This window comes from Methylobacterium sp. E-065 (genome assembly GCF_022829605.1).
Taxonomy (GTDB): Bacteria; Pseudomonadota; Alphaproteobacteria; order Rhizobiales; family Beijerinckiaceae; genus Methylobacterium.
This window is the reverse complement of the sequence record NZ_JAKSYD010000238.1, coordinates 1-24,409: the sequence shown is the minus strand read 5'-3', so window position 1 is coordinate 24,409 and position 24,409 is coordinate 1. Positions and strand designations below refer to the sequence as shown.

23 protein-coding genes and 1 pseudogene are annotated in these 24,409 nt (G+C 67.2%); 6 read left to right on the top strand and 18 right to left on the bottom strand.

Translation table 11 applies throughout. The annotated features are described in order from the left end of the window. Positions 1 to 47: 47 nt before the first annotated feature. The 12 genes from MKK84_RS27930 to MKK84_RS27875 form a co-directional block, all read right to left on the bottom strand. Complete coding sequence (locus tag MKK84_RS27930) at positions 48 to 2,333, bottom strand: phage tail tip lysozyme (RefSeq protein WP_243925293.1); 2,286 nt, start codon at positions 2,331 to 2,333, stop codon at positions 48 to 50. Positions 2,334 to 2,339: 6 nt separating this feature from the next. Then, on the bottom strand, positions 2,340 to 2,801 hold the full coding sequence (locus MKK84_RS27925) for a phage tail assembly chaperone (RefSeq protein WP_243925292.1): 462 nt from the start codon (positions 2,799 to 2,801) through the stop codon (positions 2,340 to 2,342). Positions 2,802 to 2,806: 5 nt separating this feature from the next. Beyond that, a complete protein-coding gene (locus MKK84_RS27920) occupies positions 2,807 to 3,106 on the bottom strand; it encodes a hypothetical protein (RefSeq protein ID WP_243925291.1) in 300 nt (99 codons plus the stop codon). Continuing rightward, positions 3,103 to 3,420, bottom strand: coding sequence for a hypothetical protein (locus tag MKK84_RS27915; protein ID WP_243925290.1), 318 nt, complete (start codon positions 3,418 to 3,420; stop codon positions 3,103 to 3,105). The genes MKK84_RS27920 and MKK84_RS27915 overlap by 4 nt, the downstream gene beginning before the upstream one ends. Before the next feature lie 131 nt (positions 3,421 to 3,551). Further along, positions 3,552 to 3,983: a hypothetical protein gene (locus tag MKK84_RS27910; protein WP_243925289.1), complete on the bottom strand. Its 432-nt coding sequence runs from the start codon at positions 3,981 to 3,983 to the stop codon at positions 3,552 to 3,554. Continuing rightward, complete coding sequence (locus tag MKK84_RS27905; RefSeq protein ID WP_243925288.1) at positions 3,980 to 4,414, bottom strand: DUF5681 domain-containing protein; 435 nt, start codon at positions 4,412 to 4,414, stop codon at positions 3,980 to 3,982. The genes MKK84_RS27910 and MKK84_RS27905 overlap by 4 nt, the downstream gene beginning before the upstream one ends. Positions 4,415 to 4,649: 235 nt before the next feature. Continuing rightward, complete coding sequence (locus tag MKK84_RS27900) at positions 4,650 to 4,952, bottom strand: recombinase family protein (RefSeq protein WP_243925287.1); 303 nt, start codon at positions 4,950 to 4,952, stop codon at positions 4,650 to 4,652. Positions 4,953 to 5,290: 338 nt separating this feature from the next. Further along, complete coding sequence (locus tag MKK84_RS27895) at positions 5,291 to 5,551, bottom strand: hypothetical protein (RefSeq protein WP_243925286.1); 261 nt, start codon at positions 5,549 to 5,551, stop codon at positions 5,291 to 5,293. After that, a complete protein-coding gene (locus MKK84_RS27890) occupies positions 5,548 to 5,913 on the bottom strand; it encodes a hypothetical protein (protein ID WP_243925285.1) in 366 nt (121 codons plus the stop codon). The genes MKK84_RS27895 and MKK84_RS27890 overlap by 4 nt, the downstream gene beginning before the upstream one ends. 26 nt (positions 5,914 to 5,939) lie before the next feature. After that, positions 5,940 to 6,329: a phage replisome organizer N-terminal domain-containing protein gene (locus tag MKK84_RS27885; RefSeq protein ID WP_243925284.1), complete on the bottom strand. Its 390-nt coding sequence runs from the start codon at positions 6,327 to 6,329 to the stop codon at positions 5,940 to 5,942. Positions 6,330 to 6,737: 408 nt separating this feature from the next. Beyond that, positions 6,738 to 6,935, bottom strand: coding sequence for a helix-turn-helix transcriptional regulator (locus tag MKK84_RS27880; protein WP_243925283.1), 198 nt, complete (start codon positions 6,933 to 6,935; stop codon positions 6,738 to 6,740). Between the two features lie 320 nt (positions 6,936 to 7,255). Further along, entirely contained in the window at positions 7,256 to 8,521 is a 1,266-nt protein-coding gene (locus MKK84_RS27875; RefSeq protein WP_243925282.1) for a tyrosine-type recombinase/integrase, read from the bottom strand. A 551-nt stretch (positions 8,522 to 9,072) separates the two neighbouring features. On the opposite strand from MKK84_RS27875, the gene MKK84_RS35750 reads away from it, so the two are divergent. Then, positions 9,073 to 11,115, top strand: a complete 2,043-nt coding sequence (locus MKK84_RS35750; protein WP_243925281.1) for a hydantoinase/carbamoylase family amidase — start codon at positions 9,073 to 9,075, stop codon at positions 11,113 to 11,115. A gap of 13 nt (positions 11,116 to 11,128) precedes the next feature. Here the strand turns inward: MKK84_RS35750 and MKK84_RS27865 are convergent, their stop codons facing one another. Together MKK84_RS27865 and MKK84_RS27860 are read right to left on the bottom strand one after the other, a co-directional pair. After that, entirely contained in the window at positions 11,129 to 12,448 is a 1,320-nt protein-coding gene (locus MKK84_RS27865) for a dihydroorotase (protein WP_243925280.1), read from the bottom strand. A gap of 13 nt (positions 12,449 to 12,461) precedes the next feature. After that, positions 12,462 to 13,142, bottom strand: coding sequence for an aspartate/glutamate racemase family protein (locus MKK84_RS27860; RefSeq protein WP_243925279.1), 681 nt, complete (start codon positions 13,140 to 13,142; stop codon positions 12,462 to 12,464). Positions 13,143 to 13,284: 142 nt separating this feature from the next. Here MKK84_RS27860 and MKK84_RS27855 point away from each other — a divergent pair, with 142 nt between their 5' ends. Next, complete coding sequence (locus MKK84_RS27855) at positions 13,285 to 14,751, top strand: amidohydrolase family protein (RefSeq protein WP_243925278.1); 1,467 nt, start codon at positions 13,285 to 13,287, stop codon at positions 14,749 to 14,751. 19 nt (positions 14,752 to 14,770) lie between these two features. Here MKK84_RS27855 and MKK84_RS27850 read toward each other — a convergent pair whose 3' ends face one another. From MKK84_RS27850 to MKK84_RS27840, 3 genes and pseudogenes are all read right to left on the bottom strand, one after another. Then, on the bottom strand, positions 14,771 to 16,363 hold the full coding sequence (locus MKK84_RS27850) for an ABC transporter substrate-binding protein (RefSeq protein WP_243925277.1): 1,593 nt from the start codon (positions 16,361 to 16,363) through the stop codon (positions 14,771 to 14,773). Between the two features lie 54 nt (positions 16,364 to 16,417). Beyond that, positions 16,418 to 16,803 (bottom strand): annotated as a pseudogene (locus tag MKK84_RS27845) (transposase); the annotation flags it as partial. A 342-nt stretch (positions 16,804 to 17,145) separates the two neighbouring features. Further along, positions 17,146 to 17,853 carry a metal-dependent phosphohydrolase gene (locus MKK84_RS27840; protein WP_243925276.1) on the bottom strand — a complete coding sequence of 236 codons (708 nt, stop codon included), beginning with the start codon at positions 17,851 to 17,853 and terminating at the stop codon, positions 17,146 to 17,148. Positions 17,854 to 18,008: 155 nt separating this feature from the next. Between MKK84_RS27840 and MKK84_RS27835 the strand changes: the two genes are divergently transcribed. After that, positions 18,009 to 20,213 (top strand): ATP-dependent RecD-like DNA helicase, encoded by a 2,205-nt coding sequence (locus MKK84_RS27835; protein ID WP_243925275.1) that lies wholly within the window; start codon positions 18,009 to 18,011, stop codon positions 20,211 to 20,213. A gap of 362 nt (positions 20,214 to 20,575) precedes the next feature. After that, positions 20,576 to 21,025 (top strand): hypothetical protein, encoded by a 450-nt coding sequence (locus MKK84_RS27830; RefSeq protein ID WP_243925274.1) that lies wholly within the window; start codon positions 20,576 to 20,578, stop codon positions 21,023 to 21,025. 741 nt (positions 21,026 to 21,766) lie between these two features. Here the strand turns inward: MKK84_RS27830 and MKK84_RS27825 are convergent. Next, positions 21,767 to 22,471, bottom strand: coding sequence for an IclR family transcriptional regulator (locus tag MKK84_RS27825; protein ID WP_243925273.1), 705 nt, complete (start codon positions 22,469 to 22,471; stop codon positions 21,767 to 21,769). Between the two features lie 174 nt (positions 22,472 to 22,645). On the opposite strand from MKK84_RS27825, the gene MKK84_RS27820 reads away from it, so the two are divergent. Continuing rightward, the gene (locus MKK84_RS27820; protein ID WP_243925272.1) at positions 22,646 to 23,971 is read left to right on the top strand and encodes an MFS transporter; all 1,326 of its coding nucleotides are present in this window, start codon (positions 22,646 to 22,648) and stop codon (positions 23,969 to 23,971) included. A 5-nt stretch (positions 23,972 to 23,976) separates the two neighbouring features. Then, positions 23,977 to 24,409 (top strand): FAD-binding oxidoreductase (locus MKK84_RS27815; RefSeq protein WP_243925271.1); only part of this gene is annotated, 433 nt, incomplete at its 3' end.

The following is a 24,409-nucleotide window of genomic DNA, read 5'->3' as shown; positions in this document are numbered from 1 at the left end:
AGCCAAAAGCAGTCTCTTACAACTTCGCGCTGACAACCGCGTGGTAATCAGACAATCGCCGACTGCGCGTTGGCCAGCGCCAGTCCGTGAACGGCTTCGAGCGAGCTTTGCATCACCCGGCCGTGCTCGCGCGGATTGTTCGAACCCTCGACCTTAACGTGGTTGGTGATGTCCTGCTTGATCGTCTTCGACGAGCTGGTCTGGTTGTTCGTCACGGGGCTCGCCGAGGCCGGCGCCGGCTGCAACGCCGCCTGCGGGTCGATCGAGCGCATGTCGAAGCCGCCGGGCGTCATGCCGTTGGGTAGCCCGCGCATCGCCGCAGCGGGGGGCGGGGCCGCTGGCATCGAGGCTTGCGGCGTCGCATTCGGCTCGGGGCTCGGGGCAGCCTGCCGGCGAAGCTGACGTAGGTAATGCACCCGGAAGTCGAACGCTTTTTTCTTGTATTTCGGCCGCTCGAAAAGGTTGATCCCGGCCGCCAGCTTGGCTTCACCCGTACTCGCGGCCTTGATCGCCGTCCATGCGCCCCGCTCTTTACCGAACAGCATCTCATTGCGCAGATGCTGCTGCTGCGCTCCGACGTCGGTCCAGGCCACGTTCATCCGCTTGGCCATGGCCTGGAGCGCCGAAAACCGCTCGTTGTGCCATTGCGCCGTCCCAAACGACGTTTTGACGCCGTTCACCTTGTCGCCCGCCGCGGCCGGGTTGAGGCCCGATCCGCTCTCCCCCTGCATCATGGCCACCATCGCGCGAGCGGTCTCGACGTCCGCGCCCATCCCGCCCTGGTCGACCGGAGCCTGGAAGAAGTTGAGCCAGGACCCCACGCGCTCGCGGCCGGCGGCCGTGTTGGCGCCGGGGCGCCACATGTGGCCGTGGGTGGTCACCGTCTCATCGCTCTCACCGGATCCCGTAGACGCCTCGGCCGAGCCGCCGCCGAACGCCCGCTTGATCCGGTTCCACACGCGACGGGCGCGGCCGGGCGAGCTGTCGGCGCCGCCAGAGCCGCCCGTGCTCGCGCCCACACCCGGCAGCTCGTCGCCGGGGTTGAGCGAGCCCTCGGGCGACTTGCCGCCGTGGACGATGCCCTTGTTCGGGTCGGCCGCCGCCAGCGCCCCGGCCAGCGTCCCCAGGCCGAGGATCGCCCACCCGATCGGTCCCATCCCGAGCAAGGTCGTCCGCACGAGCGCCAGTTGCGCGAACAGCGGCGCGAACAGGGCCGCCATCCGGCTCGCCACCCACAGGGCGAAGAACGCCTCCGCCGCGACCTTCCAGACCCCGATCGACTCGGCCGCGCCGTTGGCGCCCTTCACGAACCCGGCGATCCCGTCGTAGACGTCTTTCCAGTTGATCTTGCCCAGCGCGGTCGCGAGGCTTTCGATCGCCTGAGCGATCGAGCGCATGATGCGGTCGACCTCCCCCGGGTTGGCCTTCAGCCAGTCGAGGAAGCCGCGCACGATCCGGTCGACCGCCGGCGCCAGCGCGACCGTCAGTCGGTCTTTCAGCGCGGTGATCGTCGCCTGGAGCGTGGTGAACGTGCGCGCGAGCTTGGCCGACGATTCGGCCGCCGCGTCCCCGTCGACGCCCAGCGTCGTGGTCAGCTCGTCGTACTCGGCCCGGTATTGCTTGAGCGCGGCCGACTGCCGGGTGATGTGGTTGTAGTCGCGCTCGGAGATGCCCAGCAGATCCGCGTGCTGGCGGGCGGTGACGTAGGGCTCGCGCTTGTTGAGCGCGTCCACCGTCGCCATCAGCTTGTCGACGCCCTGAAGCTTGTCGTCGACGCCGAGATCGGAGACGAACTTGCGCAGGCCCGGGTTGTCCCGCAGCGCGGTCGTGAAGCTGTCGACCGCCGCGACCGCGGCCTCGGCCGAGCTGCCGGTCTGCGCAAACGCGTACTGGAGCGCGCGGAGCGACTGGACCGACGTGTTGCTGCGCTGAGCCTGGAAGTAGAGGTTGTCGAAAACGCGGCTGGCGGCCTCCATGGCCACACGGATCGCCGCGCCGGCAGCCTTGGCGGCCAGCGCCATCTTCTCCAGGTTGGCCAGGAACGCGGTGTTGCGCTCGGTGTTCTTGCGCGACTTCTGTTCCTCGACCTTGTCCTCGTCCTTGGCGCGCTGCAACGCCTCGCGCGCCAATCGAAGGTTGGTCTCCCGGGAGAGCTTGGCGATCTCCTCCTCGGACTTGGCGCCGGCCCAGCGCGCGTCTTCGATCGCCTTCTCGGCCTGCTCGACGGCGCGCTGATAGTCGGCGACCGAGCGCTTGGCCGTCGTCTTCGAGCCTTCGTCTACGCGGAACCCCAACGCGATCTGGAATGCCTTCAGGACGTCGTCCACGGCCATCAGCCTTTAGTGCAGTTTCGAGAGCACGCCGGGGAACTCGGCCGGGACGCTGTCGCCGTTGCCCGCCACCCAGCGCATCACCACTACCCCGATCACGCGGCCGACCAATATCTGCATCTTGGCGCCGTCGATGTCGGGGAACGCCGGCTCGGGCTCACCCCGAGGCCAGACGGAATGCCATTCGCCGCCCACGTCCCGCGACAGCGCGCCCAAGGTCGCGCGCTCGATAACGTCCAGATCGTCGTCGGACAGCCGGCCCCAAGCTGAAAACGCGGCCCGCGCGACCGACACAACATCGACATCGGGCCGGAGGGCCAGTTGCGAGCCCGGCGCCAGCACCAGCGCCACCGCTTCCGCGATAAGCGGGGCAAGCCGGCGGGTGATCCGCGTCTCGGCCTGGGCCGGCATGCCCTCGAACCGATACCGGTCGCCGGCGACCTCGAACTCGGGGGGAGCATCGAGCGACATGGGGCTCACCCGATCGAGGTTTTCACGGCTGCGGCCTCGCGAAAACGCTCCTCAATGAGCTGATGAAGCTCATGCAGGTTTCGAGGAGCCTCCGCTACCGTGCGGGGCACACCCGGCGCAGCAGTCTGCGCCGGCAAGACCGAGACCCGCGCGACAGCCGGAAAGTGAAGCGTTCGATCGACCGTCGGGGGCGACGGTACGGCCGGCCTCGGGGCGGCTGCGGCGGCGTAATCCCGCCGGTCCACCACCACGCCCGGACCAGCGCTGTTGTATTTCGGCGCGAAATCGGCGGGCTGATCAGTCATCGCGTAGTCCTCCGGTAAAACTGATCGGCCGCCGCCTGCGTCGCCTGGATCTGCCGACGCTCACGCTCACCCCGGTCGGACCATTCCTGGTCAAAGGCCGCACGGTCGCGCACGGCCTGAACCTCGGCGGTCGGGCGGGTCAGACTGTCGATCGCGCGGAGCTTGGTTCGGATGCGCGTATCGCGCTGAACGATCGACTTCAGCATCGAGCAGATTTTGCCTGTCGTCTCAGTAAGCTTGTCGCTTGCCCTCACGGTGCGAGACTTTCCCGCTGCATCGTGGCTCGGAACGCTAATTGTCAAAATCCTCGTCATCACTGTCTCCTAATCCTACCACTGAACAGAAAAGGCATTCCGGCCGGGAACTCATGGCGAGGAAACGAAACCATTGCTCACCGGCCGGGCACCAGACAACGAGCAATCACTCCCGTTGACTGATCTGAGATCTAAGCTGCAGCTTCCACGATACCGCACGCCAAAAGCATCTGATGCTGCTGGAAGTACTTTGGAAGGTCGAGGTACAGAGCCTCCACGGCCGCCGCGAATGCCGGCCCATCGCAGTCCGGCGATACGCCCTTCAGGGCGAGCAACCGCCTCGTCGCCGCGCTCCACCGGCAGTTCAGGTCAGCCCGCTCCGGCGACCCCGAGGGCGCCATCATGGCGGCCCTAAAGACCAGCCCCCCAGGGTATCCCAGCGCCGCCGCCATGCCGTCTGCGAGCGAGCGCCCCGGGCCGGCGTCGCCCAGGTGGTAGGCCGTCAGCACGGTCAGCAGCGTCACGAGCGGGCTTCGCGATGTCGGTTCGGGGGGCGACCCGACGGCGGCCTCCAGACGATCGATGCGCGACCGCATGGCGGCGTTGAAGGCGGGCGGCTTCATAAAGGTCTCCCAGTCGATTGTCCCGCCGCCTTCTCCAGCGCGGAGAGCCGAGCCGCGAAGTCGCTGGCCTCGACGGCGCGGCAGTGCGCATCGAGCAGCTTGCCCAACTCGGCGGCCTCGCCGGGTGTGATCTCGCCAGCGCTTACGCCCGCGAGCAGTGCGGCCGTGACCAGAGGCAGGTCGGCCGAGGACGCGATCGGCGGCAGCGCGAAGATGATGGTGCGATCACGCCGGGGCGGGGAGATCCGGTCGAGACAAAGCCGCAGCGCGGGCCCGTCGCCCGACTTCGCCATCGAGATCGCCTTGCGGGTCAGCGCCTTCGCCTCGCCGTCCAGCAGGCTCTCAACTGCCTTGCTCACGCGGTGGCGGCAGCCCCGGGGTTTGCCCGAGGGGTTGCCGCTCTGCCCTTTGACGAAGGGGCGGCCGACCATGTTCTAACCCTCCAATGGGGCGGACTGCTGTAAATGCAGCGCGAATTCAGCACCCGCCGATCAGCGGCTGAGCAGCATTATGGCACCGATTTCAACAGTTGTCTCTGTCGAAAACGGCTGGATGCCGCGCCGCGTATCCTGTCTTTCACTATGCCACGTATCCGTGACACTTTGTTTGTGCGTGTCGATACGGCGTCGATTGCTTTCGCAGCGCGATCATCCGGGCGCCGACGTCCTACACATCGAGCCGCGCAAGCACTCGCTGCACCTGGACGGCCTGCCACCGGCCGCCGCGGGGAGTCGGGATCGAGCGGTCGTTGAGCGCCCTGGCGAGGCCGCTCGCGGAGGAGATGCCGGCCGCGCGCAGCTCGGCGATGATCGGGGCATACCGTGCGGCTTCCTCGGCCCCCCTGGCGGCCAGGGCGGCCCGTGAGGCCTCGTTGTCGGCTTTGGTCGGCACGTAGCCCCGGAAGCCGCCTAGCACTGTCCCGCGGGCCTTGGCGGCGGCCAGGGCGGCCTTGGTGCGGGCCGAGATCATCCGGCGCTCCTCCTCGGCGACCTACTCACTCACGCTGCGGCCGGGCCGGGCCAATGATCGTCCGGTCCGATGCCGCCGTCGGCGTTGCCGCAACCGTCCAACGCTACGGCGATCGGCAGCATCGCCACCCTGTCCCGCCACCGTAGGCGGTTCGCGATGCGCTCCGCGTCGTCCCGCGAGGGCATCCGGCCCCGCCGCGTGACGGCGCCATCCCTTCAGCCGCTCGACGCACCACTGGCCGTCGACCAGGGCGGCGCGGACGCCCGACAGTCCGACCGGGCGGGATGCATGGGGCTTGTGCGGGAACGGGATGATGGTGGCCATGATAGGGGCTCCTGTCAGGCGGCAGTGCGGTTAAGGGCGGCATAGCTCGCGACGACGTGCCGGAGGTCGAGGCCGGCGAGCCGGTTCAGCGCATTGAGGGCGAGCAGCAGGGCGGCCGGATCGGTCTCGGCCTGCCGGAGGTGGCGGGCGAGCGCATCGCCGCGGGGGCCGGTCGTGAGCCGCACGATGGCGCGGAGGCAGCGCAGCCGAGCGCGGTACTCAGCCGGATCGAGGCCGGGCGCGAAGGGACCCCAGGTGTCGCGGGCGGGGATCACGGGCCCAGGTATCCGACTTTGGGCCGACCGCTCGGCGCCAACTCAGCGTGGGCCTGCGCCTCGGCATTAGCCTTACGGTCTAGATCTTCCTTGACGGCTTTTTTGCAAAGCATATCTAAATAATTACGCAGTACAACCAACGGATCATCCGGTCTTGTAACTATCCAGTGCGCACTAGCCCTAATAATACCGATAAGATTGGGGAGCGGGTAGAGTTTTTCCAGCCCGAACAGCATCTCACGCGTCACGTGAAGTGAGCCGTACTTGAGAATGCAGTCTTTGTCGTCGATCAACTGATCCGCGCGCGAAGCGGAGAAACCATTATTAACAACAGCAGCAACGGTTTTATTAGGAGTGGGCACCGCCGGCTCTATAGTGGTTCCTTCTTCTAGCTTCTGGTCTCTGGCATCTGGGCTTTAACCGGGGGGTTAACCCCCAGGATAAGATCCGGGTTGCCGCCCTTCTTGCCGTTTTCTTTATCCTTCAATAATTTAGCCTCGTCGCGCACCATCCTCCTGCTGTAGATCACTCCGGCATCAGAAACCGAGAAGACGCCGACTTCGCGTAGAGTTGCGAGCGACTTGCGGCACTCTTTGAGACTGATGCCAGCGAGCTGCGCCAGCTTTACGTCGGTCATGGGGACGCCGTTCACCACAAGGTGCCCGTAGGGCTCGGCCTCATGCATGAGGCAGATCATCGCCATCCAGAGACCACGGGCGGCCATGGGGCAGGTCCCGAGTTTGGCGTCCACCCGCCAATCAGCCGGGTAGAACTTCATCCAAGGTCTCCTCATGCTGCGCCTCCCTGGCGTGCCATGCGGGCCCTGCTCATGCGCGCAGCGTCAGCCCTCGCCCGGTCCTTGCGAGCGTTCAGATCGTTGAGGCCTCGGGCGGACTGGTCGCCACGCCCGTTGCCGGGAGGCTGGAACGAAACTCCGTTTGATACGACGCGCCCGCCTGGGAGGGAGGCCGCTACGTGGTGAACGTCGACGACTGCAAACGAGCCCGGGGGGTCGCTTTTAGATTGCCGGCGAGCCCGGCGGACTGTACGTTCCGACACGCGAAATACATCCTTGTGACCCCGTCCGAGCCCCGCTCGTGCGGGGTCTTTTTCGTTCCGGGTGGTGGAGCGCCGGCCGGCTCGGCGCGGGATCGCGGCCAGCGGGGCGGACCCCGCCGAGCGAGGGTCAGGCCGCTTTTTTTGTCCGCGCGGCAGATGGCGCCTCGCAGGCGCGCACCCACTCCAAATCGGCGTCCTCCGAAATACGAACCGCCCGGCCGATCCTCATGGTGCGAGGTGCCGTGCCGCGTTTGATCAAGTTGTAGAAAGTTGGGCGTGAGATCTTACGGAGGGCGCACCACTCCGCGATTGTCCAGACCTGCATATCGGCACCTCATAGTCTACCGAGATGCACCAAATTATCTGACAACGGAAAACATGTATACAGGAGTAAATGCTGTGGATAACGTGGTAAATATGTATCGATACATTGCTATACTAATGCCACGGATCCGTGACACTTCGTTGATAGAGGCGGATCTCGGTGCGACGATTAGGGACGACGAGGCGATAGGAACGGATTCCGACACAGGCGCGCCGGTAATAGCGAGTACCGTCGCTTTGCAGGCCTAGAGCGGTCGCGCCTCATTAGCGGGGATGGCCTCGCCCCGCTGGCGGCGTTTTGGGCGGCCGCTGTTCCCTTGGTCAAGCCAGCCTAACGTTGTCTTCGCCGCCGCCGAACCGCGGCGCGCCTGCCCGGATCGCGTCGGCAACGTAGCTCGGTGCGAGGTGGCCGTAGTGTTTTTCGACCATCCGGGTATCGGCGTGGCCGAGGTTGCGGCTCACAACCATCAGCGGCACGCCGGCCATGACCGACAGCGACGCCCAGGTGTGCCGAAGCCCGTGGAAGCTGATCGGCGGCGTGATCTGTCCGTTGACGCAGGCGTCCACCATCGGGCGGTTCTGGTGCGACGGCGCCCACGCCTCACCGCCAGCCTTCACGAACATGCGCGCGTGACCGGGACGGCCGGCGACGTGGCGAGCGAAGAAGGCGGCGCCGTCTTCTGTGAGCACGATGTGGCGGGGCTTGCCAGACTTCGAGGTGCGGATCGCGACGGTGCCGGAGTCCGGGTTGAAGTCCCGAACCTCCAACGCGCACAACTCGCCGTAGCGGGCACCAGTCTCCAGACCAGCTTGCACGAGGGCCCGGAAGCCGGGCTCGGCAGCGTTGATAAGGCGCCTCGCCTCCGCAATCGTCAGGTAGCGCACCCGAGCGGCGTCTACGTTCTCGAACGGCTCGACACGGCGCCAAGCGAGATCGGACGAGATCCCCCCTCCTCTCCACGCTCGGTTCAGCGCGGCTTTGAGGATCGTCAGGGTTCGATTGGCTGACGAGCGACGCTTCCGCTTCGTTTCCTCGTCACTACCGACCTCGCGGTAGCGCTGCTCGCCGCCAGCTTTGGTTCGAATGCGAGGCGGCGCCTTCGCGAGATCAGCCAGCCACTTTTCGATTTGCTTGGTGGTAAGCGCCTCGACCTCGATGTCGCCGAGGGTAGGCAGTATATGGGCCCCTGCCCTCTTCCGGGCGTCGACGCCGGACTTCCGGTTTGCATCGACGAAATCGAGGTAGGCGTTGATCGCGTCGCGGACGGTAAGCGGCCCGGTCTTCCCGGCAGCGCTGTGCGCCCGCTGAACCATTCGGACTCGGGCGAGATCCTGAGCCTGCCGGAAGCTGAGGACAGCCACGCCGTCCGGGTCGGAGAAGTCGTCTGCGACGGCGAGCGTCTCGACCTCGTAGTCGCGTTCGCCGACGTAGTGGCGGGCGACCCACTTGCCGGCGCCCTTCTGCGGTCGGCGATAGCCGAGGTGTAGGCCCGGCTCCAGGGTGCGATAGTACGGCTTGCCGCGTGGTTGCAGCCGCTGGCGTGCGGTACGGGTCTCTAGGCTGGCGTCACGAACACTGCGGGCCACGGCCGGGCTCCTCTGCAGTCGGTGTCCAACAGATGTCCAATATACGTGGCCAAACCGATATGGACAAGCCTAGACGCGGATAGGCTACAGAACTGCGATGATTGAGCTTTTCGCGACAGGGATAGACAACGATAGACGCAGAAGCGTCTCTTTCACGGCGAAAACACGGGTTCGATTCCCGTAGGGCGCGCCAACAAAATCAGGCACTTAGCTTCAGCTGCTATCGGTGGTGTCCAGTCTGTGTCCCGTCGAGAGGGCCGGACAACCTTGGACGTTGTCGGCTTTGGTCGGCTATCGGTAGGTCGCCAATTCATATCGACGAAGTGTCGCGCTGACCTGAAGCGCGGCTATCAGCTCGGATGGATCCAGGCCACGCTCAACGACACGGTTCTAGCGTTTCGCTTTAACCGACGTCGTCCCCCCTCCCTTCGACCCTACCGCCGCGCCGCCCTGCATCACCTCAAGCTTCAAACGGGCCGGCAGCCGCAAAGCCGGCAAGTGAGCCTGTCGAATCAGGACGAACCGGTGTTGGGGCTGGCAGCCGCGATGCGGTGGCCGCCGACGCCGGACGTTTCCTGCATCAGGTGCGCGGTGCTGAATCGCAACGGCACGACAGCGCGGGTTGGCTGCAACAGGCCGGCTTGAACATCCGCAAGGCGTCGGACGCGCAGCACCTCGAAGCCATCGCCCTGGCCTACGCTACCTATATCCGCATCAGCACGAGCCCGCTGCATGTCGCAATCATGGCCGAGCTTGAGACCCTGAGTGGGCGCAAGCGCTCACGCACGACCCACGACCTGCACTTCATCGTCGAGCGATTCGTCTCTTGCGGCGGTGAGACCCCGACCGAGCGGCTGGCGGCGCGTAAGTTGATCAGCCGAGACGTACGGGCGATCCAGCATCTCGAATCAGCCAAGGTGCTGCCGAGCCGAGTTCAGGTGTTGGCGGCGACACCGGGCCAAGGGCTGCAACGCGGCGACGTCCAGCATCGGCGCCTGATCGAACTGGCCGAGGGCGGCCGTCGAGAGTCCGATCTGCGTCACCCGCAAATGCGCGAAATGGGCGGTGATCCGGACTGCTCGGCCAGCAAGCGCGTCGTCATCGGTTCGGGACCGCAGTTCGAGGAGGGCGTCAGCATCCCAAGCTTGACCGTGTGCTGCGTGTTCACCATCGGGGCCCTCACCGCTGCGGCTCGGCGCGAGCCCGGCCCACCCCTATGGCGAGGATTATTCCTGTGCGGGCGGCACGGAAGTGGCAGGATGACACCGTCGCGGTCCGCCCCGGAGCCGCGCGCCGGGAGCATCGGGATGGACACGGTAGCGGCGGTCGGCATGGCGGTCCGCGCGCAGCGCGGCAGGGTGGAGGCGCTGTTCGAGGACCTCGCCCGGTGCGGCCGGACCGATCCCGGGTTCACGCGGGCCTCCTACAGCCCGGAGGAGACCGAGGCACACGCGGTGGTGACGCGCTGGGTCGCCGATCTTGGCCTCGCGATCGGGCGGGACGCGGCCGCCAACACCACCATGACGCTGCCGGGGTGGGACCGGAGCCTGCCGCCGATCCTGATCGGGTCCCACCTCGACACCGTCGCCCACGGCGGCAATTTCGACGGCGCCGCCGGGGTGGTGGCCGGGCTCGCCGCCGTCGCGGCGCTCCGCGCGCTGGGGCTGACCCCGGCGCGCGACATCACCGTCATGGGCATCCGCGCCGAGGAGAGCGTCTGGTTCCAGGTCTCCTACATCGGCAGCCGGGCGGCACTCGGCACCCTGCCGGAGGGGGCGCTCGACGCCGCCCGGATCGACAGCGGCCTCAGCCTCGCCATGCACATCGCCCGAGAGGGCGGCGACCCCGACGCCCTTCGGCGCGGTCCGCCCACCCTCGACGCCGCCGCGATCCACGCTTTCCTCGAGGTTCATATCGAGCAGGCGCCGAGCCTGGAGGAGGCGGGGATCCCGGTCGGTCTGTGCACCGGCATCCCCGGCAACGTCCGCTACCCCGACGTCCGGATCCTTGGGCGCTATGACCATGTCGGCACGCCCCGCCGCTTCCGCCGCGACGCCGCCCTGGCCGGCGCGGAGATCGCCCTGGCCCTGGACCGGGTCTGGGCGCGGCGCGAGGCCGCCAGCTGCCCGATGGCCGTCACCTTCGGCCGGTTCCACACCGACGCCGCGGCCCATGGCCTGACGACCGTCCCCGGCGAGTTTCGTTTCAGCCTCGACATGCGGGCCTACGCGGCCGAGGTGCTGGCGGAGCTGGACGCTGCATTCGTGGCGGCCGTGACCGACGTGTCGGAGCGCCGCAATGTCACGGTGGCGCTAGGGCCCCGTGCAGAGGCGGGTGTCGGCGCAGTCTCGCCCCGGATCCGCGACGGGCTCGCTGCGGCGGCGGAGGCGCTCGGCATCGCGACCCGGCCCCTGGGCAGCCCGGCCTCGCACGACGCCGCCGCTTTCGCCAAGGCCGGCGTGCCGATGGCCATGCTGTTCGTGCGCAACGCCAACGGCAGCCACAACCCCGACGAGGCCATGGCGATCGACGACCTCCTCGACGCCGTGGCGATCCTCACCGCCTGGCTGGCGGCGGAGACCTGCGGCGGCTGAGGGCAAGCGCCCGTCAGGCGGAAAAACGCGCTAGGCCGCCGGCGGGCGCACCCAGCACCGCGTCATCGCGCATCACGAGGTGGCCGCGCACGATGGTGGCGATCGGCCAGCCGGTGACGTCGGTGCCGGCAAACGGCGTCCAGCCGCAGGGTGAGACGATCCAGGATTCCTCGATCCGGCGGCGGGCCTGCAGGTCAACGAGGGTGAAGTCGGCATCATAGCCGGCGGCGATCCGGCCCTTGCGGGTGAGGCCGTAGACCCGGGCCGGGCCGGCCGCCATCAGGTCGACCAAGCGCGCCAGCGACAGGCGCCCGGCCGCCACGTGGTCGAGCATGATCGGCACCAGGGTCTGGACCCCGGTGAGGCCGGCCGGGCAATCCGGCCAGGGCTGCCCCTTGGCGGCCCGCGCGTGGGGCGCGTGATCGCTGCCGATCGTGTCGACGGTGCCATCGCGTATGGCCGCCCAGGCCGCTGCCCGGTGCCGCTCGCCGCGGATCGGCGGGTTCATCACGCCGAAGCCGCCCAGCGTGTCGTAGCAGTCCGGGGCCACCTGGGTGAGGTGATTGACCAGGACTTCCACGGTGGCGACGTCGCGGAAATCCCGGAGATAGGCGAGTTCCTCGGCCGTCGAGACGTGCAGGATGTGGGTCGACCGCCCGGCCCTGCGCGCGAGCGCCATGAGCCGCCGCGTGCCCAGGAAGGCGCATTCCTCGTCGCGCCATTCCATGTGGGTCCGGTAGGGCTGGCCCCGGCTGAACAGCGTCTTGCGGGCCTGGAGCCGGTCCTCGTCCTCGCTGTGGAAGGCCATGCGTCGATGACCCGAACGCATCGCCCGCTCGAGATGGGCGTCGTCCTCGATCATCAGCGCAGCCGTGGAACTGCCGGCGAAGACCTTGACGGCACAGACCCCGGGCTCGCGCTCCAGGGCCGCAAGGGCATTGATGTTGGTCTTTGTGCCGGCCACGTAGAGGCCGATGTCGCACCAGCTACGGCCCACGACGTAATCGCGCTTCCACGCGAGGCGCTCCGCGTCGGCAATGGGCGGGACGGTGTTGGGCATGTCGAACAGGGTCGCGATCCCGCCCAGCACCGCGGCCCGCGTGCCGGTCTCGATCGTCTCCACCGCCGGGTCGCCGGGATCGCGCAGGTGCACGTGGCTGTCGATCAGCCCGGGCAGGACGTGCAGGCCCGCGGCGTCGATCACCGACTCCGCGGTGGCATCGGCCGACGACGCGAGGTCCGCGATGCGCCCGTCGCGGATGCCGAGATCGATCGTCTCGGTCCCCCACGGAGTGACGCAGGTGCCGCCGCGGATCAGCAGGTCGTAGTGCATCGCCGGGTCCTTCCTAGAGGGCCGTCCTGAGCAGCACCGCTCCGAGGGCGGCCGCCACCGCTTGCTGGCAGGGCTCGACGACCGGCTGCCCGATGGCCCGCTCGACCGCGGCCCGGTGCAGCGCCATGCCGGCGCAGCCGAGCACGAGGACGTCGGCACCGTCGCGCTCGACCAGAATCCGCGCCGCGGCGATCAGCCGGTCGCGGATGGCCTCACCCGCGGTCTCATCCGCCCGCGCCTCCACCGGCCGGCTGCCGGCGTAGCGGGCGCCGAGGCCCATCTGGCGGACCATCCGGCGCTGGCGCCGCACGCTGCCCTCCGACAGGGCGATGATCCCGAAGCGCTCGCCCAGGGTGAGCGACCGGAGGAGGCCCCACTCGGCGATGCCCATCACGGGCCGGCCTTCGGCCACCTCGCGGGCGGTGTGCAGGCCCGGGTCGCTGAAGCAAGCGATCACGAAGGCGTCCGCCCCGTCGGCCGCGATACGCCGGGCGAGCGGCATCACGACGGAATCGGCGTCCTGCTGGGACCCGATGCTCGCCGGCCCCTCGGGCAGGTCCGTCACCGCGATGGCGGGGCCGCCGGCGAGGCGCAGCGGGTCCAGCGCAGCATCGATGGCGGCCGTCACCGCCCGGGAGGAATTGGGGTTGATGACCAGGATGCGCGCGGATCTGACGGCGCCGGGATGGTGCATGCCGCCTCCTGCGGAACCGGCGCGATGGCCTGCCGCTGACGAGAATGGCCGGCGCAATGCGAAACCCGGGCCGTATCGTCCTCGGTGCAACCCGGAAGGCACCGATCTTGCCCACCCCGGCGACCCAAAGGAGAGGTGATCGATGCACGACGACGCAGCCGACGAGTCGAGCGGTGTTACCTTGGTGCAGGGAGCCCGGTGGGTCGTTGCCTGGGATCCCGACAGCAGCGGCCACGTCTATCGCACCGGCGCGGACGTGGTCTTCGCGGACGGCGTCCTCACCCATGTCGGACCGGGCTACGCGGGGCCGCCGCCGGATCGGACCATCGACGCCGCCGGCTGCCTGGTCATGCCGGGGCTCGTGGACATCCACACGCACCTGTTCTCGGAGCCGATGAACAAGGGCATGTGGGACGAGGTCGGCAGCCAGCGCCTCTACAACACCTCGCTCTACGAGTACCTGCCGATCCTGCGGCCCGACGCAGAGGGCACCCGCGCCGCCTACGGGGTGGCGCTCGCCGAGCTTGCGCTCTCGGGCGTCACCACCGTCTGCGACCTCGCCTTGCCGAGCGAAGGCTGGCTTGATCTCCTCGGCGCTTCGGGCCTGCGGGTCTGCATCGCCCCGATGTTTCGGTCGGGGCGCTGGCTCACTCGCAACGGCCACAGTGTGGAATACGCGTGGGACGAGGCGGCCGGCTATCATGGCCTGGAGCAGGCGCTCACCGAGATCGAGGCGGCACAGGCGCATCCGAGCGGACGCCTCTCCGGCATGCTCTGCCCGGCGCAGGTCGATACCTGCACGGCGGAGTTGATGCGTGACGCCCATGCCGAGGCGGTGCGGCGCGACCTGCGCTTCCACACCCATGCGGCGCAGTCCCTGTCGGAATTCCACGAGCTGACCCGCCGCACCGGCAAGACGCCGATCGAGTGGCTGGATGATCTCGGGGTGCTGACCGAGCGCACCATCGTGGGCCACGGGATCTTCCTCGACGACCATCCCTGGACCCACTGGCACAGTCCCGGTGCGGACATGCGGCGCTTGGCCGAGCGTGGCGCCACGGTCGCCCATTGCCCGACGGTCTTCGCCCGCCGCGGCATCGCGCTCAACCATTTTGGCCGCTACGTCCAGGCGGGGGTCAACATGGGCATCGGCACCGATGTCTACCCGCACAACATGCTCGACGAGATGCGCCTCGTCTCGTATCTCGCCCGGGTCGTGGCCGAGAATCCCCGCGACACCCGGGCGGCGGACGTGTTCCACGCCGCCACGGTGGGCGGCGCGAAGGCCCTCGGGCGCACCGACATCGGCCGGCTGGAACCAGGCTGCAAGGCCGATTTCGTCCTCGTCGACTGTGCGCATCCTGCCATGCGGCCGTGCCGCGATCCCGTGCAATCGCTGATCTACTCGGCCGGCGACCGCGCGGTCCGGCAGGTCTTCGTCAGCGGCCGCGAGATCGTGCGCGACGGTCGCGCCCTGACGATCGACTACGCATCTGCTGCCGCAGCCCTTGAGGAGGCCCAGGGCCGCGCGCTGGCGCAGATCCGGCAGCTCGACTGGGCCGGGCGCGGCCCCGACGCCATCGCGCCGTCGACCTTCCCGGGGCTGTGAGGCCCCGGCGCCGTGATCCTCAGGCGGGCCGCACGTTCCAGAAGGTCGGAAACCCGTCGAGGATCCCGGTGAGGCCGGAGCGGAAGGCGGTCGGCTGCAGGTACTGGCCGAGCGGGTAGTAGGGCACGTCCTGCATCGCCTGGAGTTGAATGTCCCGGCAGAGCGCGGCGCGGGCCGCCTCGTCCGGGGCGGTGAACCACGCGTCGCGTAAGGACTCGATCCGCGGGGTGGTGGCCCAGCCGGCATAGCCGGTCTCGCCGGTGCCGCGCAGGGCGATGTAGCCCGCGGGGTTCAGCCAATCCATGCCGGACCAGTTGGTCACGAAGGCGCTCCAGCCGCCTTCTGAGACCGGCCCCTTGCGGTTGCGCCGCTGCAGCATCGCGTTGAACTCGACCGCGTAGACCTCGACATTCATGCCGACCCGCTGCAGCAGGTCGGCCGCGACCTGACCGAGCGCCAGTAGGGGTGCCGAGTTCGACGGCACCATCAACAGTACGGTCTCGCCGTTGTAGCCCGCGGCCTTGAGGTCTGCGCGCACCTTGGCCGGATCGCGCGGGCCATCGAGCGGCCCGAGCCCGTCCGTGGAGGCCATCGGGGTGTCGGGGCAGAAAAAGCCGAGGGGGACGTGGAACAGGGCGGGATCGTCCACGCCGACGACGCCCTGCATGCAGGCGGTCTGATCGATCCCGCCCCAGAGCGCCTGCCGGATCGCCGGGTTGTTGAAGGGTGGCTGCAGGTGATTGACCCGCAGCATCGTGACGAACCCCGTCGTGTCGAGCACGCGGGTGGTCACGCCCTTTGCGGCCTTCAGGAGGCCAAGCTGGTCGTGCGAGGCGTATTCTTGCCAGTCGGCCTCGCCGGCGATCAACGCGGAGGTCGCCGTCGAAGTGTCGCCGATCACGCGCCACTCGACCCGGTCGTAATGGACAACTTTCGGACCCGAGGTCCAGGTGAGCGCTCCGTCCTTGCGGGGCACGTAGCCCTCGAAGCGGGTGTAGACGGTGCGGTCGCCGGGCACGCGCTCGTCCGCCTTGAAGCGGAACGGCCCCGAGCCGATCAGCTCGGGGACCTGCTGGAACGGGTCGGTGACGGCGAGGCGCTCCGGCATCATGGCGCAGACCGGCACCGAAGCCTTGCCCAGCGCGATCGGCAGGAGCGGGAATGGCTGCTTGAGCTGAAACCGGATGGTCCGGTCATCCGGCGCGGAGAGTTCGTCGGTGGCCTCTATGAGCGAGCCGCCGAACGGGTCGCGCTTGGCCCAGCGCCGCAGGGAGGCGACGCAGTCGCGGGCGAGAACCGGCGCGCCGTCGTGGAAGCGCAGGCCATCGCGCAGGGTCAGGTCCCAGCGGCGCCCGTCCTGCTCAATCCGGTGGCCCTCGACCATCTGCGGCGTGGCGCGATAGGCGCCGTCCATGCCGTAGAGGGTGTCGAACACCATATAGCCGTGGTTGCGCGTGATGTACGCGAAGGTCATCACCGGATCGAGGGTGACAAGATCCTGCTGCGGAATGAAGCGCAGGGTCGTGGTGGCCGCCGCGCGGACCAGGGATGGTGCCGCGACTGCGCTCGCCACGATGGATCCGGCTCCCTGCAACAACGTACGCCGCTTCATCGGACAAGTCCCACTCTGCGCGGGCGGCGGTCGGACAACCGCTCGCGGTGGTCCAGTACCATTGCCGGACCTGGCAACCCGCAGACTTGCAGGAACGAGGCCGCGGTCCATCGGGCCCGGACCCCTCGAGGGGGCCACTTTGCCTATAGGCTGGCACTGTCGAGGACTGCGCGCGACCAATCGGGCACATCGCCATCCTGAAGCTGCGCCAGTTTCGCGCGGTGCGGGGCCGCCGAGCCGCCGCGGACTCGTCTTGCCGCTGCAGCCAACCCCGGAACGCGGTAGATGCTTCCACTGCATGCCGGTACGCAGGATCAGGATGATGCCTGCCAGCGCCGCCTGGTCCGAGACGCGCGGCCTCCCGCCATTCGGCTGCTCAATCTCGGATGGCAGAAGCGGTCCGACCACCGCCAGAGGTCGTCGGGTACGAGCGCGTCTATACCCGCCTAACTCGCTCACTACGGATTTGTCCGGCGTTCTCAGGCCTCCGTGCTTGTTAGATCGCGTCCGCTCATAAGGCATTGTCGACGCTAGCTTGATGACCGAATTGGGCACAAAGCCGACGATACCTAATGGCGTGAGCGTGGTGCTTGTCGAACGTTATTATCACTATCGCTTGTGCTGAGGACTACTTCTGCGGCTCAGCCTGGGTGCGGTCCCATGCGACGCCGGTCATGCTCAATCGCGAACACATGACTGTAGAGGTTGGCCACCCAGCTCCGCCCCTCAACAGTGAGATCGAGAAAGCGGACTGCATCCCCGATGACCGGCTCGATCTTACCCTAGAAGAACGCCGGATACCGCTCTGCAAGGTCAGCCGAGTTGGCATAGCCGAGTTGGTCGTCGAGGCAGACCTCGGCGAACTCGTGGAACAGTGCGTTCAGTTTGCGGGGGTATAGCGGATCGCCGAGTTGTCCGATCAGGTCGGCCGCAAGCAACAGGTCGGCTTCGGTCCCGGTCTCGCGGTGCTCGTCGTCCGCGGGCACGGGAAAGCGGGTCAGCTCAAGGGCGCGCATCACCCGCGGGGCATCGACGAGATCATGCGTGCCGAAGCGCTCCTGTACCGCCAGCTTCGAGCGTTCGATGTGGTAGGGCGCCAGCGCCGCGTCCGAGGCTCCCCGCGGCAAACCGACGGTTGTGCCCTGCGCATCGATGACGAAGGCATTCGCCCGGTCACCTGAACAAACACCACGCACGTAGCCGATGTCATGGTACAGGGCGGCCAGGATCATGTGCAGCCAATCCTCCGGCGTGATCCCCTTGTCGAGGAACCGGCCGCGCAGGATGTCCTGAGCCACGAGGGTGACGAGGGCGGTATGATCGCCATCGTGGTAGAGCGCATCGCTACCGACGATGCGCTCGATGGTCAGACGTGCAGACGCCTCGATCACCTCGGCAAAACGTGGCTCGCGGCTACCGAAAGTGCGCTGGTAAGTCAGCGCGAGGTGCTCGCCGAGCGCATTAGCCAGCATCTTCGTCACATCGAACATAGCTGGTGTCTCGCAGACTGAATGCACGCCGACACTGCCTGCTGTGTCGATCCGCACCATGACAGCATGTGAGCGGCGGCCCATACTGCAGAAACGGCTCGTACAGCATCGAGGCGTCGATCTCCGAGGCAGGCCCGTAGGATCTCATAGCCGCCGTGGCTGCGCGCGCATTCCCCGGCTCGGCCGGTCCAGAGATCGAGGCGCTGGCCGGCACCATCGAGCGCGTCACCTTCCACAGCCCCGAGACCGGCTTCTGCGTGCTCAAGGTCCAGGCGCGGGGTAAGCGCGATCTCGTGCCGGTGATCGGCCATGCCCCCGCCATCGCGGCTGGCGAGTGGATCACCGCCACCGGTATCTGGCACACGGATCGCCAGCACGGCGTGCAATTCAAGGCCGATACCCTCAAGGTCACGCCCCCCACCGGGGTCGAGGGCATCGAGAAGTACCTCGCGTCGGGCCACATGCGCGGCATCGGTCCGGCCATGGCCAAGCGCATCGTCGCGGCCTTCGGGGAAGGCACGTTCGAGATCATCGAGGCTGAGCCGCAGCGCCTGCCCGAGGTCGCCGGCATCGGTCCGAAGCGCGCCGCCCGTATCATCGCGGGCTGGGCCGAGCAGAAGGCCGTGCGCGAGATCATGCTGTTCCTGCATGCCCACGGTGTCGGAACGGCACGGGCGGTGCGGATCTTCAAGACCTACGGCCACGAGGCCATCGTGGTCATGACCGAGGATCCCTATCGGCTGGCCAAGGACATCCGAGGCATCGGCTTCAAGACCGCCGACGCTATTGCGATGAAGCTCGGGCTGACCCCGGAGGCGCCGCAGCGGCTGCGCGCGGGCATCTCGTTTGCCCTGCAGACGGCGACTGACGGGGGACACTGTGCGCTACCTGTGGCGGAGTTGATCAAGCTCGCGGGCGAATTGCTCGGCGTCGAGGCGACGCTGATCCGCTCGGCCTTGCTCGACGTGCTGGAGACCGGCGAAGTCGTGCAGGACATCCTCGGCGATAAGGCGTGCATCTTCCTGGCCGGGCTGCACGCCGCCGAGCGAATGATTGCCGAGCGGTTGCTTCGCCGAACGAAAGGCACGCCGCCCTGGCCCGAGATTGATCTCGCTCGGGCGCTGCCCTGGGTTCAAGAGAAGACTGGAAAGACGCTCTCGCCCTCGCAAGGGGAAGCCGTGCGGCTCGCGCTCGGCGCCAAGCTCGCGGTGATCACCGGCGGTCCGGGCGTGGGCAAGACTTCGACGCTCGACACGATCCTGCGCATCCTGCGGGCGAAAGGCGTGCAGGTGCTGCTCGCCGCCCCAACCGGCCGGGCGGCCAAGCGCATGACTGAGCAGACCGGGCTGGAGGCCAAGACGATCCACCGCCTGCTGGAGATCGATCCGAAGCACGGCGGCTTCTCGCGCAACGAGGACAACCCGCTCGCCTGCGACCTGCTAGTGATCGATGAGACCTCGATGGTCGATGTGCCGCTGATGAATGCCCTGACCAAGGCGATCCCGGAGCACGCTGCGCTGCTCCTCGTCGGCGACGTTGACCAGCTGCCCTCTGTTGGGCCTGGGCAGGTCTTGGCGGACGTCATCGCCTCGGGGGCTATCCCGGTGGCGCGCCTCACTGAGGTGTTTCGGCAGGCGGCCGAGAGTCGGATCGTCATGAACGCGCACCGGATCAACGCCGGCAAGATGCCCGAGCCAGCCGCCCGGGGCGCGGACAGCGACTTCCACCTGATCGAGATCGACGAGCCCGAGCCCGCGGTGGCGACGCTGATCGAGGTGGTTACCAAGCGCATCCCGGCCCGCTTCGGCCTCGACCCTGTCCGCGAAGTGCAGGTGCTGACGCCGATGCAGCGCGGCGTGCTCGGCGCGCGCAACCTCAACCATGAGCTGCAGGCGGTACTGAACCCGAACCCCTCTGTCTCGGTAGAGCGGTTCGGCTGGCGCTTCTCGCCAGGGGACCGGGTGATGGAGAGCCAGAACGACTACGACCGCGAGGTGTTCAACGGCGATCTCGGCACGGTGGCACGCATCGATGAAGACGAGGGGGCGGTGATCGTCGATTTCGACGGGCGGGAGGTGGTCTACCCCTATGGCGAGCTCGACACGCTGGTACCGGCCTACGCCACGACCATCCACAAATCACAGGGCTCGGAGTACTCGGCGGTGGTGATCCCGCTCGCCATGCAGCATTGGACCATGCTGGCGAGGAACCTCCTGTACACGGGGGTGACCCGCGGCAAGCGACTCGTCGTCCTGCTCGTGCAGCGCAAGGCGCTCGGGATCGCGGTTCGCGGCGGCAACATGCGGCCGCGCTGGACCAAGCTTCGGGAATGGCTCAGGGCAACAGCACAGCCGCTGTAGCGGCTGTCACGAATGACCAAGGGCATCGCCGCCGAGTTGGGCAAAAAGCGTTAGGGGCAGCTCGCCTCAGTTGCACAGCTGGTCAGGGGACGTCGTCGATGGTGAGGCCGCCGCACCCTGATCGTGTTCGGACAAGAGCCCTGGACTTCTGGTTAGCGCGGAGCGCCATAGCTTGCGTAGCTGGCCTTCAATGGCTCGTTGTGAATGACTTCTCGCTCGGACCCCGCTGGCTCGCCCCAACGCTCGAACTCGTGCTGCTGGTGCCACTGTCGGCCGCCACGGCTCGGAACCAGGGTCGGGCGCGGCGCGCCACGACAGACGCACACTGGGCCGAGGTTCACCACCATCATCGCCTGATCCGCATGATGGCATTCTTCATGACAGCGCTTGTCACCATGGCGAACACCGCCGCCCTCGCAGCCCTGGTCCACGCTCTCCTGAACGGCAAGGCAGCTGGCGGCTCAACCTTGCTCGTGGATGCCCTCAATATCTGGGGCACCAATGTCGTGATCTTCGCCCTGTGGTTCTGGACGACAGATCGCGGTGGTGCGGCTCTGCGAGGCCACCCGAGCGCGCGAGATCCCGACTTTCTGTTCCCGCAGATGACCTTCGGATCGGCTGAAGCGCGGGCGCAATTCGTTCCGGGCTTTATAGATTACTTGTTCTTAGCGTTCACCAACGCGACCGCTTTCTCACCCACTGACACGCTGCCACTGACGGCGCGCGCCAAGTTACTGATGATGGCCGAGGCGCTGGTCTCGCTGCTGACCGTGGCGCTCGTCGCCGCCCGCGCCGTCAACATTCTCGCCTGAACCCAGCTTCGGCGCGAAACCTATTCATACTGACCCGGCGCCGCACCCAAACCAAGGAGCGGCCATCAGCTCGGACTTAGCTAGACCCTGCTCAAAGGTACGGTTCCAGCGTTTCGGTTTGCCTGACCTCGTCCTCCCCTCCCCTGCAAACTTGCTGCGTTGCCGTCCCGAGCCGGTGAAAGCGGCCGATAGGCCGACTGCTGCCAAGCCTGGAAGTGGGCCTGCCAAAGATAAACAAGCCAGCGCTGCAGCTGAAAGCCGCGAAGCAGTAGCTGCCGACGCCGAACTCTTCCTGCATCAGGTCGACGGTGCCGGATCGCGGTCGCTCGACCGCGCAAGCTGGCTGCAGAGGGGCCGGCTTGAACATCCGTAAGGCGTCGGACTCACAGCACGTTGAGGCCATCGCCCTGGCCTAGGCGGCCAACATCCGTATCAGCGGCAGCCTACGGTGTGCAACGATCATGGCCGAGGTTGAAACGCTGAGCGGGCGAAAGCGTTCGCGTACGACTCGCGACCTGTACCTGATCGTCGAGCGAGCCGCACATAATCCAAGTGTCCGAGTTGCGCGCAAAACCGAACGACCGGTTTTGCGCGCATTAGCGATCCGGCATGGCGTAATCTGGCCGAAAGCGGAATGTCTGCTCGCCGGTTGTTTGGACCCATAATCGGACATCAATGTTGAGGCTCACCAAAGAAACGCAGCGCTCCTCGTCAAGCTTGCCTGCTGGGCCGCGAACTTTATTAAAGCTGTGCTCCGAGTTCAGATGAGAGGCGCTGACCGGCTTCCCGTAGCCGAGGCTTGAGCGCCTCGGCTTGCTCCAACGTCAGCCGGGACGCTGGACCGGATAGGGCGATGGCACCGATCAACCGTTGCTCGGTCCCAAATACCGGCATCGCGACCGAAGCGACATGCGGGTCGGTGATACCGGAAGTGTATAGGGGCACGTCGATCGCCAACTGTTCCGAAGCCCTTCGATCGCTGAAAAACCTTAAGACCTGAGCAATCGCGGACTCGTCCATCGGCCGCATGTCGCCGGGGCGGACGTTCATCCGCAACGGCGACGGCGAGTCGGCCCTGAACAGACACAGCCGCTGGTTGCCCCGGCGGATATAGAACGAAGCCGTCTCCAGCGACTCCGTCGCGAGCCGTTCCAGTACGGGGACGATCCGCTCCTCCAGGGCGAAGGATTGCTGGTAAACCGAGCCGATCCGCGCCGCCTCGACGCCGAGGCGGTAGCGACCGTCGTCCAGACGCTCGATCAAGTCGAACTTCTCCAGCGAGATACACAGCCGCATGATCGTGCTCTTCACGAGCGACGTGCGGCGGGCGAGATCGGAAAGTTCCAGGGCGTCGTCGCCCCGCCGGAACGCGGTGAGCACCGTCAGCACCCGATCGGCCGAAGCTACCCCTTCAAGATTGGGACGCGCGCGCACCTCCTTGGCCATCTCTTTGTGCTCGTTCCGGTGTCACGAAGTTCGGGATCAGCAGTCCATAGCCATCGGCCCCCTGGTCACCAAGGCGTGAGGCCGCTTTGCCCACGGCATCGTTGACAACCCCCGTCGTATACGCGATTAAAAACGAAACGCCGTTTCAAAAATGGCGATTCGGGAGTGGACGTCATGGCGAGAGGGCAACAGGCCCAAGCTCCGGCCCATGCGGTCGATGAGCGAAACCTTCACCGAAAGATGATGCGGCGGATCCTGCCGTTTCTCTTCCTGTGCTACGTGGTCAGCTATCTTGACCGCGTGAATGTCGGCTTCGCTGCGCTCACGATGAACGAGCATATCGGGCTCACCGCGACGTCCTTCGGTATCGGCGCGGGGCTGTTCTTCCTCGGCTACTTCATCGCCGAGATCCCCAGCAATCTGATCATGATGCGCGTCGGAGCCCGGATTTGGATCGCGCGGATCATGATCACCTGGGGCCTCGTTTCGGCGGCGACTGCCTTCGTGACGGGGCCGGTTCAATTCGGCATTGCCCGGTTTCTTCTCGGCCTCGGCGAGGCCGGCTTCGTGCCCGGCGTCTTCCTCTATCTCAGCCTATGGTTTCCCTCGGCGGTGCGGGCACGGGCGACCGCGCTGTTCCTGCTCGGGATCCCCGTCGCCAACATCGTCGGCTCGCCGATTTCCGGCGCGCTGGTGCAGGTCGAGGGTTTCGGCCTCGCGGGATGGCAGTGGCTCCTCATCGTCGAGGCCCTGCCGGCGGTGGTTCTCGGTATTGTCTGCCTCTTCGTTCTCACCGACCGGCCGGAAAAGGCGCAATGGCTCACGCCCGCCGAGCGTGAGGTCCTCGTCGCCACGCTCGCCGAAGAGAAGGCGGCGATCGAGAAGAAGCATCCCATGACGCTAGCCCAGGCGCTGCGGAACTGGCGAGTGCTGACGCTGGCGGCGATCAACTTCTGCGCGATTGTCGGCTCTCTTGGCGTCGGCCTGTGGCTGCCGCAGATCATCAAGCAACTTGGCCTCGCGAGCTCCGTGGTCGGGTTCGTCGCAGCAATTCCTTATGTCTGCGGCGCGGTGGCCATGGTGGTGTGGGGTCGCCTGTCCGACCGGGGCAGCGACCGCACGATCTATCCGGCGCTTTCCCTGGCTCTTGGTGCGGCCGCCTTGACCGCGAGCGCCCTGACCTCGACGCCAATTCTGACCATCGTAGCGCTCTGTGTCGCGGTGATGGGCATCAACTCCTACACGGCGACCTTTTGGGCTGTTCCCTCCGGCTTCCTCACCGGACGTGCCGCGGCGGGCGGGATCGCGATGATCGTCTCCATCGGCAATCTGGGGGGCTTCGCCGGCCCGTACCTGATCGGCGTGACCCGCGAGCTTTCCGGGGGCTTTACCGCCCCGCTGCTGGCGGTGGGGGGCATGCTCCTCCTCGGCGCCCTGATGATGCTGGCCCTGGGGCGGCAGATCCGGCGGGAAGCGATCCCCGTCGCTCTCCCGGCGTGACCGCGATGATCCCACGCCTCCCACCCAGCTCCCGGGTGCCGTCGCTGACCGCGACCTTCTGCGCCGAGCTGCGCGTGCGCGGCTTCGCAGGTGACCTCACCCTGACCGAGGCCGACCGCACCGTGCTGGCCACGGACAACTCGATCTACCAGATCACGCCGCAGGCCATCGCCTTCCCGCGGAACCGCGACGACCTCGTGCGCATCGCGACCCTGCTCGCCGAGGAGCGGTTCGCCACAGTGCGGATCGCCCCCCGCGGCGGCGGGACCGGGACCAATGGCCAGTCCCTTACGGACGGGATCGTGGTCGATCTCTCACGGCACATGAACCGCATCCTCGCGATCAACCCAGTGCGCGGCACGGCGCGCGTCGAGGCGGGGGTAGTGAAGGACCAGCTCAACGCGGCTCTGGCGGAGTATGGCCTGTTCTTCGCGCCCG

Excerpts from the sequence above, each read along its gene's own strand:
- MKK84_RS27930 (WP_243925293.1), bottom strand. The coding sequence starts at position 2,333 with ATGGCCGTGGACGACGTCCTGAAGGCATTCCAGATCGCGTTGGGGTTC.
- MKK84_RS27925 (WP_243925292.1), bottom strand. The coding sequence starts at position 2,801 with ATGTCGCTCGATGCTCCCCCCGAGTTCGAGGTCGCCGGCGACCGGTAT.
- MKK84_RS27920 (WP_243925291.1), bottom strand. The coding sequence starts at position 3,106 with ATGACTGATCAGCCCGCCGATTTCGCGCCGAAATACAACAGCGCTGGT.
- MKK84_RS27915 (WP_243925290.1), bottom strand. The coding sequence starts at position 3,420 with ATGACGAGGATTTTGACAATTAGCGTTCCGAGCCACGATGCAGCGGGA.
- MKK84_RS27910 (WP_243925289.1), bottom strand. The coding sequence starts at position 3,983 with ATGAAGCCGCCCGCCTTCAACGCCGCCATGCGGTCGCGCATCGATCGT.
- MKK84_RS27905 (WP_243925288.1), bottom strand. The coding sequence starts at position 4,414 with ATGGTCGGCCGCCCCTTCGTCAAAGGGCAGAGCGGCAACCCCTCGGGC.
- MKK84_RS27900 (WP_243925287.1), bottom strand. The coding sequence starts at position 4,952 with ATGATCTCGGCCCGCACCAAGGCCGCCCTGGCCGCCGCCAAGGCCCGC.
- MKK84_RS27885 (WP_243925284.1), bottom strand. The coding sequence starts at position 6,329 with ATGAAGTTCTACCCGGCTGATTGGCGGGTGGACGCCAAACTCGGGACC.
- MKK84_RS27880 (WP_243925283.1), bottom strand. The coding sequence starts at position 6,935 with ATGCAGGTCTGGACAATCGCGGAGTGGTGCGCCCTCCGTAAGATCTCA.
- MKK84_RS27865 (WP_243925280.1), bottom strand. The coding sequence starts at position 12,448 with ATGCACTACGACCTGCTGATCCGCGGCGGCACCTGCGTCACTCCGTGG.
- MKK84_RS27860 (WP_243925279.1), bottom strand. The coding sequence starts at position 13,142 with ATGCACCATCCCGGCGCCGTCAGATCCGCGCGCATCCTGGTCATCAAC.
- MKK84_RS27855 (WP_243925278.1), top strand. The coding sequence starts at position 13,285 with ATGCACGACGACGCAGCCGACGAGTCGAGCGGTGTTACCTTGGTGCAG.
- MKK84_RS27850 (WP_243925277.1), bottom strand. The coding sequence starts at position 16,363 with ATGAAGCGGCGTACGTTGTTGCAGGGAGCCGGATCCATCGTGGCGAGC.
- MKK84_RS27840 (WP_243925276.1), bottom strand. The coding sequence starts at position 17,853 with ATGTTCGATGTGACGAAGATGCTGGCTAATGCGCTCGGCGAGCACCTC.
- MKK84_RS27830 (WP_243925274.1), top strand. The coding sequence starts at position 20,576 with ATGATGGCATTCTTCATGACAGCGCTTGTCACCATGGCGAACACCGCC.
- MKK84_RS27825 (WP_243925273.1), bottom strand. The coding sequence starts at position 22,471 with ATGGCCAAGGAGGTGCGCGCGCGTCCCAATCTTGAAGGGGTAGCTTCG.
- MKK84_RS27820 (WP_243925272.1), top strand. The coding sequence starts at position 22,646 with ATGGCGAGAGGGCAACAGGCCCAAGCTCCGGCCCATGCGGTCGATGAG.